This window comes from Lutimaribacter pacificus, from assembly GCF_900142185.1.
Taxonomy (GTDB): domain Bacteria; phylum Pseudomonadota; class Alphaproteobacteria; order Rhodobacterales; family Rhodobacteraceae; genus Lutimaribacter; species Lutimaribacter pacificus.
Window position 1 is genome coordinate 19,479 of record NZ_FQZZ01000017.1, and the last position, 12,931, is coordinate 32,409.

Genomic DNA, 12,931 nt, shown 5'->3' on the forward strand with positions numbered 1-12,931 from the left:
CATGGATTGGATGAAGGCCGCTGATTATCTTGAGCAGCTCGCGTCGCAGCAGACGGATGAACCGCTTGATGCTGGACAGCGCGCATCTGTTGCGCAACTTGCCGCGCGGATCAGATCCGGTCAGCGGGCCGCTTTGCTGGCCGACGAAGTCGGGATGGGCAAAACCCGAATAGCGGTTGCACTCATTTCAGCAGTTCGCAACGCGGGCGGCAGAGCTGCGATTGTGCTCCCTGCTGGGTTGGGCGTGCAGTGGCAGAAGGAACTGAGGCTATTTCAACCTGATGACCAGACTCTGCTACCGTTGCGCAGCTATGACGGATTTATCGCAGGTTTCCTCACTGAAGAAGATGCCGAAGGAAATGAAAAACACAAACGCAAACACAAGGACTGGCTAAGGAACCGTAGGCAGCAACGCGAATTACCCCAAAAGGGGTGGGCCGACGAAGAGGTCTTGATGATCTCTCATACCTTTGCAGCGATGCGCTTCCCGAATCCAAGCGACGGTCCGGCGGGGGGATGGCGGCGTGAATTGCTTCCGAATGTTGTGCGCTTATTAGCAGGGCAACGACGCAATTTCATGCGCGACAGCTTTCACCGTGGTGAGATTAGCCAGGTCCATGCCACCCGCCGCGCCGCCCGCATGATTGCCGACACTATCATTGAACACGGTTTGTGTCGGAGCGTGCTTGATGATCTGTCCGGAGACCACCGATGGCTTGCGGCCGATGAATACAAGGGCAAGATCCTGCCGCTCATAGGTTATGGGCTGGGTCAGTTCGACTTGATCGTCGTTGATGAGGCCCACAAGGCCCGTGGGGAGGATTCCAGCCTATCGCGCATTCTCGGACCAGTCAGTTGGGAGGCCGATGATCCATTCCGCCTCGGGATGACTGCCACGCCTGTGGAACTGGATTCCGGGCAATGGAAGGACACGCTAGGCCGGATCAGTGGGCGGGACGATGGTGAAGATATTACTCCGCTTGCCGAACTTACCGAATGGATCAGCGGTTATGTCGATATAGTCAAACGCATCCGGGTCGAAGAACTTGACGAGCCATTGACCGATAGCTTCGAGACCGCTGCAATCAGATTTCAGAAGGCATTGCGCCCCTATGTTCTAAGAAGGGACAAGCGACACGATCCTGAGATCAGCGCATTTCAGGAAGCGCATGGAGATTATCGCGTCGTCGAGGACTTAAAAGTGTCGCCGACAACGAAGGGGTTCACTCGCGACTGGCTGCGGCGGTTTTGTGCAGCTGAAGCGCTTTCGATCCTGCCCCAGGAAGACCATCGCGTGAAGCGTGCAAGACTATCGGTCGCCCAAGGGTACGGTTTTGGTCTCGCACCCGAATCCGAACCTGTTGAACAGCTGCCGCAGGACGATGAGTTAGAAGGCCCGCAGTCATTCTGGTTCGATGCCTTCCGTGGCCAGCCTGCGGATATCTACACCCATCCTGCTATACTGGCCGCAGTTCGACTGATCGAGTCTTATGCCGAACGAGACGAAAAGGTTCTCGTTTTCGGGCGTTTCATAACTCCGATGAATGCGCTGACCCGGCTACTGGACGCGCGCGAAATGCTCCGGCGACTCAGAGACGGACGGCACTGGCCAGCCTCGAAAGTACGGGATGAGAGCGAACCCGCCGTTCTTGCCGCCATGAACGACCCTGATCTCTGTGTGACGACAGGCGGTATCACTTCGATCAACCAGATGCTGACCGAACGATATCGGAAATGGTCCAGTGCGCGCCGCACAGAGCTTGCAAGGCTGCATCGTGAACTCGAAGCCTTGGCACCGCAGGATGATACCGCCGCGCTGTTGGTAGGCTATTTGCGCCAAGATGACGATGATGAAGAGCTGCAAGGCGATATCGGGGCACTACTGGAGGCGCTTGACGACAGGCGCGAGAGTGCTGACGTACCGTGGTCCGGCGACGAAATGCTGGCGCTGTTCAAAGGGCTGCTGGATGACCTATCAACCGATGAAGAGCAAGAACACGACAGTGTCTTGCGGTCTAGGCTGGCATCGTATCTTCAGGACTTTTCCGGGCGCGAGGGCAATTTTGCCCGGATGATGTCTGGTGCAACCCCACCTCAAACACGCCGCTTGCTGCAGTCCGCATTCAACCGCGCCTCCAGCTGGCCAATGGTACTTCTCGCTCAATCCCGTGTTGGGCGGGAGGGGTTAAACCTGCATGAAGCCTGCCGCACTGTGGTCATACTGCATGCAGAATGGAACCCGGGTATTGTCGAACAACAGATCGGTCGCGTGGACCGCAAGGGCAGCCGTTGGCTCCAAGACTTGGAAAATTGGTATGGGCACGCCGAGGGCGACCCACCACGTATACGCATTCATCCTGTCGTTGTCAGCGGGACCTATGATGATCACAACTGGCAGGTCCTGAAGGAGCGGTGGATGGAGCTGCGTGCACAATTACACGGGGAAGTTTTGCCGCATCAGGGAACCCACGCAGCAATTTCCCCAGAACTCGAAGCTCTTAGGAACCGTATCATTGTATCCACGCCAAACTTTGCGCCATGGGAGTGATGTGAAGTTCCAAAAATACCAACCGAATGGTCACGATCATATTCATACACCAGGAGAAGCTATTGAACCTTCATCGCGCCATTGAAATCGCTGCGGAAGCCCATCGGGGACAAACCGACAAGGCCGGCGCGCCGTATCTGCTACATCCGCTCCGGGTGATGATGTCATTAGAGACCGACGACGAACGGATCGTTGGCGTCCTGCATGACGTGGTCGAAGACGGCCCTGGCTGGACATTCAAGCGCCTTGAGGAAGAAGGGTTCTCGCCGACTGTGCTCGACGCTTTACGCCTTGTCACGAAGAGGCCCGAGGATGAAGGCGACAGCGAGGCCGTCTACGTGGCCTTCGTCCGACGCGCCAAGGGCAACAAGATCGCGCGCCGGGTCAAAACGGCAGACATCCTCGACAATCTGAACGCGTCGCGACTGTCGGCACTGACCGAAAAGGACATGCGCCGCATGAACCGCTATCTGGCTGCTCTGCGAGAGCTGCGGGACGCGGAAACCTGAAGGGAAAAAATCCGGAGATCACTGGCGCGCGGCCAGCACATCGAAGAAATCTTCAGCCAGCAGCTCATCATGCCTTTCGGGCATCGAATTTGCCTCTGTTGAGCGCGGCTCAACGATCCGCCACATTCGGTATCGTCCCTGCCCCGTAACTTCCCGGATGAGGCCCTGCTCGTCCATCCAGTCGATGTTGCGCTGAACCGTTGCCCGATGCGTACCTGTCAGTTTCTCGGCCATCTGTACTGAGACCAGCGGCCAGCTTGCGAAGAGGTTCCGCAGCATCGGCGGCGTCTTGCCCGAGAGGGGAGTCATCGCGCGCTCTGCGGCAGCCGCCCAAGCCTCGATCTCCTCGAGCCTGCGCAGGGCTGCGAATGTCGCGCTCTCCATCGCGTTCAGCCAGCGCGCTAACCGGGCGGGCGGGTCCCCGATCGCGCGAAAGCCCCCTCCCCCGCCCATGGCGGTCGGTGCGAAGATCGCGCCGGGCATGCTCCCTGACGGTGCGAGTTCGGTGATAGCAACACGCGACGCCGTCACCGCGGCCTCGAGCGGATCGTCGATCGGCGAGAGCTCCGCGACATGCCAGAGATGAAAGCCCATGCAGGCCCGCGTCACGGGGTGGAGGTTTTCGGCCTGATTCATCATCGCAAGCCATCCGGCAGCCCGGTCCTCGAAGGCTTCACGCTCTGCCATCTCGACCACGCGCGAGGGAGCATTGGCATCTTCGAACCGCTCCCCATGCCCCGGGCGGTCGCGCCGATCAAGGAAGGTCTCGAGATCGCCGACACCCGACCGACGCATCAGCGGCGCGGGTCCACCGGTCAGCCGACGCACGGTCCAGCCGATCCGGTACAAGGCCTGCGCATCATCCGTTACGGTCGAAACCCGCAGCGCCATGTAGAGTGACAGCCGGTCGAGTCCGATCCGGTCCTGCGTCAACCAGCTCAGGTCCGCAGCCTCGATCAGGGCGAGCCGCTGCCGCCAGCCTGCAGGGCCCCGACGCAGGCGTTCATCGAGGATCCCCAGGCGCGCCGCAACACGGGCGAGCTGCGCCGCCTGCCCGGCCTCGGCCCCGCGCCAGGCATCGACGATCTCGGATTCCTTCGCCTCAGACCTAGGTCCGGGAGGCAGGTAATCCGGTTCGTCCTCGATCGGCCCGGGCAGGAACCAGAGGTCGGCGTCATCCTTGTCCTCGGACGCCTCCAAGTCTTCGAGAGGCATCTCGTCATAGTCCATGTGTGTAGGGCGAAATCGGCTCATGCGCGCATTATAAAGCTATTTTGCGCGTTTGGCGATGGAGTTTGAGGGACTGCGTTTTCCTCTACTATAGAGGCGTTCGAGGATCGTGCCTTCTCGAGAGCGCTGGAGCGCCTCTCGTGGCCGTCAGCCCATAGTTACAAGGCTTCCCGAATTCAGCGCGACGAGAGAAATACCTATTGCACGCGTTTTCAAACGGTCGTTTATTGGTGGTACATAAAATTGCAAACGGCCCAGTTTCATGCCGCTGATTGGCTATGCGCGCGTCTCCACCGAGGATCAGACCCCCCTGCCCCAGTCTGAGGCACTGCAGTCTGCGGGATGCGCCGAGATCTTTGAAGAGCACGCCTCGGGCGGCAATCGCGCGCGGCCCGTGCTTGCACGTGTGCTGGAGCGGATTGGCAAGGGCGACACGCTGGTCGTCGTGCGGATCGACCGGCTTGCGCGGTCTTTGTCGCACCTACTTGAGGTGATCGAAAGACTGGAAGGCAAGGGGGCGTTCTTCCGCTCGCTCCAGGACCCGATCGACACTGCCTCCCCTCAAGGAAAGTTCACGCTGCAGGTTCTGGGCGCCGCGGCCGAGTTCGAACGCGCGCTAATACGCGAGCGTACCAAGGCGGGCCTTGCCTCGGCACGCGCCAAAGGGCGCGTTGGTGGCAATCCTGGGCTTCGCACCAAAGACCCCGCCGCGCTGCGCAAGGTGCGGCTGGCACGACAGGACGGCTACATGGAGCGCCTGAACGAAACCGCGCAGGATTGGGTGCCACATGTGCGCCGCTTGCGCCCCGATATGGCATGGGAAGACGTTCTGCGGATTATCAATGGCCCCCTACCCCACAGCCGCCATTGGACGCAAAGCCGCCTGCTCCGCGCCGTGAAAGCATATGTGCGGGACGGGTTCCTGCCCGCTGAAGTGCTTGGACGCGCTGGACGTTGCGAAACCGACGATCGCCTGCCTGCGATTGTTGCGGCCATCAAAGGTTCGGACCCGGATATCACGCTACAGTCGATCTGCGACCGGTTGGAAGCCATGCGTGAGCGGACTCCACGGGGACGTACAAGCTGGCAACCGTCATCCGTTAGGATGCTGTTGGAACGGGCGGAGCGACTTGGGTTGCTGGTCAGGCAAATGGATTGACGATGCGCAGCCGATCCTCGACCAGCAATCCGTCGTGCATGTCCTCAGTCCACAACGTCGTGCACCCAGCGATCAGCGCGGCAGACACGATCATCGCGTCATAGACCGATAACTGGTACTTCTCTGCCAACGCGCGACCGACTTGATGGGTTTGAACCGTTAGGCCCTCGACAGGGCATAAGGACTTAATACCCTCAAGAAACGCTCCGGTATCTTCCCAACTGAGCCCAGCTTTCCGTCGGCAATTGACCATCGCTTCGTTCAGGACCTGAACGCTGATCCGGGGTCCCTGCCCCAGAATTTCCTCCGCCCTCTCAGCCTTTGGACCATCGTCGAGCAGGTAGAGCACAACATTCGTGTCTGCGAATTCAGCGCTCATGCGCGGCGTCGCGGCTTAGACGCGCGTCCTTGGGCAGTTTTCCGCGAAACCGCCTTAGCCCTTGTAGAACTTCATCGGCACGAGGTTGGCGTCTCACAAGAATGGTTCCATCGTCCTTTACCAGGTCGACCTGATCACCTTCCTTTAAGCCGAGTTCCCTCACAAGATCCGCGGGTAGCCGGACGGCAAGGGAGTTTCCCCATTTGGCAACTTGCATCTTGTCCTCTCAGGCATGGATAAACATCCAATAATGTATATCCAGAACTGCCAAAAGGCAAGCTTTGGTGCGCTCAAAAGCCATGTTGGAGCCCTCCGAAAAGAGTTCTGCCCTGTCCCTTTTCGTGGGATGCGGTGCGTTACACCATGCAGCAGGAAGCCTAACAGCCTTGTGTTCGGTGAGGACTCGCCCACTAGATGTGGAAAAACCTTGCGCGAATCCGACTCTTGCGCCAATAGTCACGGAAACGAGGCAAAAAACGTCAATTTCCGTGAACACGCCAAAGACGCGATGTCTCGGAAGCGAGAGGGCAGATGGATAATACCTTTGTGCATGAGGATCTCAACGCGGTGATCCGCCAGCATTCGGAATGGCTGGCGAACCAGTTGCATTCGCAACGTGAGAGCCTGTTTCCACCCGATGCCGAGAAGACCATGCGCAAATTCACCTCTGGTGAGGCTGCGGCGCTACTCGGCGTAAACGATTCCTATCTTCGCAAACTCAACTTGGATGGCAAAGGGCCTTCTCCCGAGCTTACCGCCGGCAACCGTCGTCTTTACTCGGCGCAGGATATCCAGGCGCTGCGTGTGCTCCTTGAAAAAACCGCTCGCAAGCCGGGCGATTACGTTCCCGGACGACGAGAAGGTGATCATCTTCAAGTCATCGGCGTGATGAATTTCAAGGGTGGGTCCGGAAAAACAACAACCTCTGCCCATCTCGCCCAACGGCTTGCCCTGCGCGGATATCGTGTGCTGGGCATTGATCTTGACCCACAAGCTTCCTTCACCGCGCTGCACGGCGTTCAGCCGGAATTGGACCTCGAAGATGGTGGCACTCTCTACGATGCGATCCGCTATGAGGACCCGGAGCCGATCCGGTCGGTCATCCGCAAGACCTATATCCCCAATTTGGACTTGATCCCCGGCAACCTCGAACTGATGGAATTCGAGCACGACACCCCGCGTGCGCTGGCACAGGGCAATGCCGGACTTTTCTTCTTCCGCGTGAAGGAGGCGCTGGCCCAGGTCGATGAGGACTACGACGTGGTCGTCATAGATTGCCCGCCGCAGCTTGGCTTTCTGACCATGTCCGCCCTGTCCGCGGCCACGGGCGTTCTGGTGACCATCCATCCAGAGATGCTCGATGTGATGTCCATGTCGCAATTCCTCCGCATGACAGCCGACCTCATGGACGTGATCGCCGAGAGCGGCGCTGACATGTCTCATGACTGGATGCGCTATGTTTTGACCCGCTACGAGCCGCAGGATGCGCCGCAGAACCGCATCGTGGCTTTCCTGCGAACAATGTACGGCGAAGCCGTGCTGAATTCGCCCATGTTGAAGTCTACAGCCATCTCAGATGCGGGCCTGACCAAGCAGACACTTTATGAAGTGGAACGCAGCGCGTTCACGCGTTCCACCTATGATCGCGCGATTGAGAGCCTGAATACGCTGAATGACGAGATCGCCGACCTGATCCAGAGAACCTGGGGGCGCACATGACCAGTGGCAAGAAGAAGCGCATGTCAATGCTGGACAGTCTCGCGGCAGCTGGGGCCCCCTCCCCTGCCCCTCAGACAGGTGCTGTGACACCGATGATGACCTCGAATCGCGCCCTTCGGTCCGCCCGCGACGCGGTCGATTCCCATCATGTTTGGGAACTGGACCCGGCGAGCATCGAAGACGGGCGTATGGCGGACCGACTTGACCCGGCCGATGTACTGGATTTGCGCGACGCGATTGAGGCGAACGGTCAGACTGTTCCGATCCTCGTGCGACGTGCGCCGGGTGAAGATGATCGCTACCTTTTGGTCTATGGGCGACGCAGGCTGGAGGCGATCCGTCAGTCCGATAAGGTTACCAAGGTTCGCGCGTTAGTCACCAACCTGGATGACGACAGCGCTCTGCGTGCTCAGATTTCGGAGAACATGGGGCGGCGCGATTTGTCTTTTATTGAAAAGGCCCTGTTCGCAAAGGACCTTGTGTCGTCCGGCTTCGGAAATCAATCTCAAGTTGCAGAAATTCTTACCGTCACGAAGTCGTCCATATCTATGGCGATCGCGATCGCGGACATGGTCGGGCCGGATCTGGTACGCGCCATTGGCGCCGCCCATGGCATTGGCCGACCCCGATGGGAATCCCTTGGTCGGGCCATCGACGAGAATGGTCTGGACCGCGAGGACCTTATCGGGATCGCGAAAGAGGCACGTGAAAATGCCGAGACCTCCATGGTGGTGGATGACGTTGCCTCTACCAATGACCCGTCCATCCAAGCGTTCCTGGCCGTAGAAAAGGCTGTGACCAAGGCGATTAAACCGGCCAAGTCGCCCTCCCCTGCCCCACCTTCCAGCGTCCCGCTGAAGATCGGCGGCAAACGCGGCGGCACGGTCAAACGCACTGCCAAGGGCCTATCGATCGAGTTGGCGGGTGGAGACTTCGCCGATTGGGTCGAGACGCAAGTACATGACATGATTGAAGACCTTCACGAACGCTGGAAGCAGCGGTCGGAAGACTGAGGAAGAGCAGAAATCAAAGAAGGAGGCACGAAAAGGCAAAAGAAAAGGTCCCGCAAAGCGACCACTCCACGAGACCCTAACTTGTTTCTAGCACCTTCAAGGTAGTGTCCGGAGCTATTTTCCGCAAGTCCAAAGTGATTCGCGGACCGGGATATTTTTGTCTTCGTGAATGACAAAATGGAATACACGCCCGTAACGCCGTTCCGGCGAACGATAGATGCTGCCATCCTGAAACATCAGGCAGCGACCCAGGAAGACCTGCCCCCAGCCGGCGCCAACAAGTGGGAGGTCCTGAGGGAGCTCGCTGCCGCTCGAGTCGCGTTCGGCTTGTCCGATCGGGATTTGACGGTGCTTCAGGCGCTGGTCAGCTTTCACCAAGCGACAATTCTCGGAGGCAATGACAGCGAATTGATTGTACATCCGTCCAACAAGGCGATTTGCGAGCGCCTGAACGGCATGCCCTGCTCGACGATGCGGCGCCATCTCTCCAACCTTGTGCAGACTGGCTTTGTTGTCCGGCGCGATAGCCCCAATGGGAAGCGCTATGCCCGCCGCTACGGCGACGAAAAGGTTGCGTTTGGGTTCGACCTCTCTCCGCTCGTTCGACGCTTCCAGGAGGTTTGTGAGGCCGCTGAGACCGTCCGGGCCGCAGAAGAGCGGTACAAGCGCCTACGTGCCACTGTGAGCCTCATGCGGCGTGACCTCGCAGGGCTGGCCGAGTACGGGCGCTCACTTCGTCCGGATCAAGGCGTCTGGGACCAATTCTCTGATCTTGCGGCCCTAACGGCCCGAGATCTTCGCAGAAAACTCGAAATGGAAGACCTTAGGCGCATCGAAGACGCTTTGGGGTCAGCTTTAGATCACGCCCGAAGCCTTCTGGATGGCTGTGAAACAGAAAATATGAGCACCAATGATGCTGTTTCTGAGCAGCACTATCAGAATTCAACTAAAGACTCTTATGATCTTGAACCTCGCTTAGAAAAAGCGCGGGGCGGAGGCGCTGTGCGCGAAACTCCAGAAGTTGCCAATAGTCCTCTGTGTTCTGAAGATGAGGGCAACTCAACGGCAACTATTGACGATCAACTGATGCCGAACATACCGCTTGGTCTCGTCCTCGCCTCCTGTCAGGAATTCAAAGCGTATTCCGAGCAGCCCGTGCGCCACTGGCACGATCTGGTCCGGGTGGCTGATGTGGTCAGGCCCATGATGGGTATTTCCTCGTCCGCGTGGGACGAGGCCAAACGCTATATGGGTCCCGAAGAAGCGTCTGTTGTGATCGTTGCAATGCTTGAACGGTTTGCGGATATCCGATCACCTGGAGGCTACTTGAGAACCCTATCTTCAAAGGCAGCAATTGGGGAGTTCTCCTGCGGTCCGATGATCATGGCCTTGATGCGGCGGGATGCTGCATGATGAGTTCACAGCTGTGAACTCGGCTGACAAGTAGGATAGCTCGGGATAGTTCACAGTTGTGAACTTCTTTCCAACACGGTCAGAGGCTGCGCTCGCGGACTTGGCCAGAAACAGGGTCCTTCGGTTGCCAGTCACGCCGGCAGGTCACCATCGCCAAACAGGTTAGGGAAAAGACGTTCCCGGTAGTCCAACGGAAACGCCAACCGCACCGGAGTCTTCGGAGATGCGGAGGTCAGGTATCCGGCGGCAGTCAGTTTACTCAGTGTGTTGCGAGCAGTACGCTCGGATGTCTTGAGCACAATCTGCGCGTCGCCTCGTTCCAGTGCGCCATGCCGAAGTACCGCCGAGATCAGTTCCGGCGCACGCTTGTCATCGATGGTATCTGCAACAAGACGACGATACCGTTGGTCCAGTCCGCCGAGATCGAACAATCTTGCTGAGAAGATGATCTGATCGAGCGTCACCTTTAGGAACCATTCACTGAACGTCCTCAGTGCCGCTTCTGACAGGTTCCCCCGTCCGTCGCGGTCTCCGCGACGTGGACTGTCGGCCAGATCCATCATCCGTTTGTACTCGCCCCGATCGGTTAGCCCGCGGGCCAGCCCACGTGATACGGACCAGAGCCCTTGGCCACCAATCCCCGCTGTGAGGGCCATGGCATGAGACATCAGTCTGCTGACACGGCCGTTACCATCTGGGAAAGGGTGGATGTAGTTGAGCCGGTGATGCGCAGAGGCGATCGCGATGATCCGTCCGCTCGAAGACCGCGCCGCAATCTGAAATCGTTTGTCGAAATGGTCCATGAATGCCGCGACGCGCGACGATGAAGGAGGTAGGTGGCGCCCGACCGCAACTTCCCGATCATCATCCTGGCGCATGCGTCCCGGAACGATGGGCTCTTGTGTGCCGTCGGGATGTTCGATGACCCGAAACTCATCCGGCATCTCGTCGTAGAAGCTCTTATGGACCCAAGTCAGGAATTCGACGGATGTGGGGCGGGGCAGGGTGCCCTTGCGATGCATCTCGTCGATGGCCCGTTGAACGATGACGTGCGCCCGGGCCTCAAGGGCGAGGGGACGGGTTTCTTCCTCAAGCTCGGCACCAGCCAGCGCCCTTTCGATGTCGCGGGGGCGCGTGTTGTGTCCTTCGATCAGGTTGGAGTAGTAGCAGTTCATCACACGGACGAGATCGGCAAGTTCGGCTGCGCTGTCAGGATGCAACCCTTGTCCCAGCCCGGTGGCTTGCCTCTGGATGTCGACCGAAAGGTCTGCCAGTTCTGTAGGAATATGCTCCTCAAAGAAGCAGGGTTCGATCCTGGCGGGTGTCTCCAGCATTTTGCCGATCTTCCATGTTTGCAAAGTAATTGAAAAATAAACACATTTCGTACTTTCAAGCAAGGTTTTGCCGATATGCGTTGCCGATCTTGGCTGCCGATCTAGAATTGCTGCATGAAATCAATGGCTTCGGCAGAAGGGCCGGGCTTTTCGGTTTTGTTGTGTGCCCAAAAGGGCCGGAAAAAGAGAAAGTGTTCTTCGGGTTTTGTGACTGACGGATGAGGGCCTTTGGGGTCCCTCAGATGGGTCCGGGCCGGATTCCGGTCTGTCTTTCCTGATGAAGGGCATTCCGATGCAAACAGGTGTCTTGCGCGTGTTACGCGCGACCGCTGCCTCGTGGTGGCGGCACAAGGAACTACGCCGAACTGGCCAGACGGGCCAGGCACTGCAGCTCGAGCGCGAGACCGTCCTGCGTGATCTCGGCTATCTCAGGCAGGCGGCGACGCTGCCGAATGCCCATGTGATCTGCGGAGAGGGCGGCACGTTCATCCATCTCGGTTGGACCACCGTCTCGACCCTCGCGCCGATCGAGCGCTTTCCCTTGGCCGCCCTCGCGGTCGCACGAGGAACCCCGTTCATCGATATCCGACCCATCAGTGACTTCATCGCCTTCGCGAACTTGCCGCGGGTGACGCGGGACGGATCGGTCGACCCTGAACCTTGGGGGCCTGGCAAGTCCGTCTCGCTGATCACCTACATCGACATGGTCGAACAGCTTGGCGTGAGCATCACCAATGATCCGCGGCCCCGTCAGTCAGCCTGATCACCATTCCCTCTCACCAAAACTCGAAAGGAGGCCAGCCATGGCCCGATCCCGCACGCCCAAATTCGATGCCTCCGAGGTCATCACAAACGAAATCATCCGCATCATCGAGCGCGGCGTCCTGCCGTGGCGCAAGCCATGGACCGCAGGGGGCAGCTCTCGTCCCCTGCGCGTGGGCGGTGAACCCTACCAGGGGGTGAACAACTTCCTGCTGACGATGCGGACCGTGATGGCGGGCCACAGCTCACCTTTCTGGATGACGCTGCCGCAAGCCAATGCGTTGGACGCAAAGGTCCGCAAGGGCGAAAAGTCCTCTGTCGTCGTTTACTACGGTCAAAGCCGGAGGGATGCCGGCGATGAGGATGACCGCAGCGACGGGGATGATCGCTCCGAGGAAGCCCGCATCTTCCGCTTCCAGAAATCCTACCGCGTGTTCAATGCCTGCCAGATCGAGGGCTTGCCAGACAGTTTCTTCCCAGATCCGGAGCCGACACCCGAACATTCGCCGTCCGAGCCCATCCCGCATATGCAGGCGTTTTTCGACGCCATCGACATCACGACCGTCTTCACGGGGACGGAAGCCTACTATCTGCCACCCGTGGACAAGGTCTTCATGCCGCCCATCACGCGGTTCGAGAACCCGCGCAATTTCTACGGGGTCTGGGCGCATGAGCTCGCCCATGCCACAAAGGCGCGCCATCGGCTGAACCGCGATTACGGCCTGTCACGCTTCGGCAACACGGCCTATGCCCGCGAAGAGATCGTCGCCTTATCTTGACAGTCTGCACCGCATGCCACCTTGCCGTAGGATGGGTGACAGGCGTTGACGGTAGGCAGTTTTCAGGCTGGCCGCCGCGCTTACCA

General features: G+C 58.9%; 11 protein-coding genes and 1 pseudogene. 8 read left to right on the forward strand and 4 right to left on the reverse strand.

Annotated elements, in window-relative coordinates:
- Nucleotide 1 precedes the first annotated feature (1 nt).
- Nucleotides 2-2,548 (forward strand): DEAD/DEAH box helicase family protein, encoded by a 2,547-nt coding sequence (locus F3H87_RS21235; RefSeq protein ID WP_149789495.1) that lies wholly within the window; start codon nucleotides 2-4, stop codon nucleotides 2,546-2,548.
- Nucleotides 2,549-2,610: 62 nt separating this feature from the next.
- A complete protein-coding gene (locus F3H87_RS21240) occupies nucleotides 2,611-3,057 on the forward strand; it encodes an HD domain-containing protein (RefSeq protein WP_148380059.1) in 447 nt (148 codons plus the stop codon).
- A gap of 18 nt (nucleotides 3,058-3,075) precedes the next feature.
- On the opposite strand, the gene F3H87_RS21245 is transcribed toward F3H87_RS21240, so the two are convergent.
- Nucleotides 3,076-4,287: a helix-turn-helix domain-containing protein gene (locus F3H87_RS21245; RefSeq protein WP_080457344.1), complete on the reverse strand. Its 1,212-nt coding sequence runs from the start codon at nucleotides 4,285-4,287 to the stop codon at nucleotides 3,076-3,078.
- A 262-nt stretch (nucleotides 4,288-4,549) separates the two neighbouring features.
- Between F3H87_RS21245 and F3H87_RS21250 the strand changes: the two genes are divergently transcribed.
- Nucleotides 4,550-5,446, forward strand: a complete 897-nt coding sequence (locus F3H87_RS21250; RefSeq protein ID WP_149789496.1) for a recombinase family protein — start codon at nucleotides 4,550-4,552, stop codon at nucleotides 5,444-5,446.
- On the opposite strand, the gene F3H87_RS21255 is transcribed toward F3H87_RS21250, so the two are convergent.
- Nucleotides 5,430-5,825: a PIN domain-containing protein gene (locus F3H87_RS21255; protein WP_057821969.1), complete on the reverse strand. Its 396-nt coding sequence runs from the start codon at nucleotides 5,823-5,825 to the stop codon at nucleotides 5,430-5,432. The two genes, F3H87_RS21250 and F3H87_RS21255, sit on opposite strands and share 17 nt — an antisense overlap.
- Nucleotides 5,815-6,042 (reverse strand): AbrB/MazE/SpoVT family DNA-binding domain-containing protein, encoded by a 228-nt coding sequence (locus tag F3H87_RS21260; protein ID WP_009815510.1) that lies wholly within the window; start codon nucleotides 6,040-6,042, stop codon nucleotides 5,815-5,817. Before F3H87_RS21260 ends, F3H87_RS21255 begins: the two co-directional genes overlap by 11 nt.
- Before the next feature lie 314 nt (nucleotides 6,043-6,356).
- On the opposite strand from F3H87_RS21260, the gene repA reads away from it, so the two are divergent.
- From repA to repC, 3 genes are all read left to right on the forward strand, one after another.
- The gene (repA, locus tag F3H87_RS21265) at nucleotides 6,357-7,544 is read left to right on the forward strand and encodes a plasmid partitioning protein RepA (RefSeq protein WP_149789497.1); all 1,188 of its coding nucleotides are present in this window, start codon (nucleotides 6,357-6,359) and stop codon (nucleotides 7,542-7,544) included.
- On the forward strand, nucleotides 7,541-8,557 hold the full coding sequence (gene repB / locus F3H87_RS21270; protein WP_057821967.1) for a plasmid partitioning protein RepB: 1,017 nt from the start codon (nucleotides 7,541-7,543) through the stop codon (nucleotides 8,555-8,557). The genes repA and repB overlap by 4 nt, the downstream gene beginning before the upstream one ends.
- A gap of 177 nt (nucleotides 8,558-8,734) precedes the next feature.
- The gene (gene repC / locus F3H87_RS21275; RefSeq protein ID WP_149789498.1) at nucleotides 8,735-9,970 is read left to right on the forward strand and encodes a plasmid replication protein RepC; all 1,236 of its coding nucleotides are present in this window, start codon (nucleotides 8,735-8,737) and stop codon (nucleotides 9,968-9,970) included.
- A gap of 131 nt (nucleotides 9,971-10,101) precedes the next feature.
- Here repC and F3H87_RS21280 read toward each other — a convergent pair whose 3' ends face one another.
- Nucleotides 10,102-11,304, reverse strand: coding sequence for a Fic family protein (locus F3H87_RS21280; RefSeq protein WP_149789499.1), 1,203 nt, complete (start codon nucleotides 11,302-11,304; stop codon nucleotides 10,102-10,104).
- A gap of 277 nt (nucleotides 11,305-11,581) precedes the next feature.
- Between F3H87_RS21280 and F3H87_RS21285 the strand changes: the two genes are divergently transcribed.
- Nucleotides 11,582-12,067 carry a hypothetical protein gene (locus F3H87_RS21285; RefSeq protein ID WP_149789500.1) on the forward strand — a complete coding sequence of 162 codons (486 nt, stop codon included), beginning with the start codon at nucleotides 11,582-11,584 and terminating at the stop codon, nucleotides 12,065-12,067.
- 40 nt (nucleotides 12,068-12,107) lie between these two features.
- Nucleotides 12,108-12,836: pseudogene (locus F3H87_RS21290) on the forward strand (ArdC family protein); the annotation flags it as partial.
- Nucleotides 12,837-12,931: the final 95 nt, after the last annotated feature.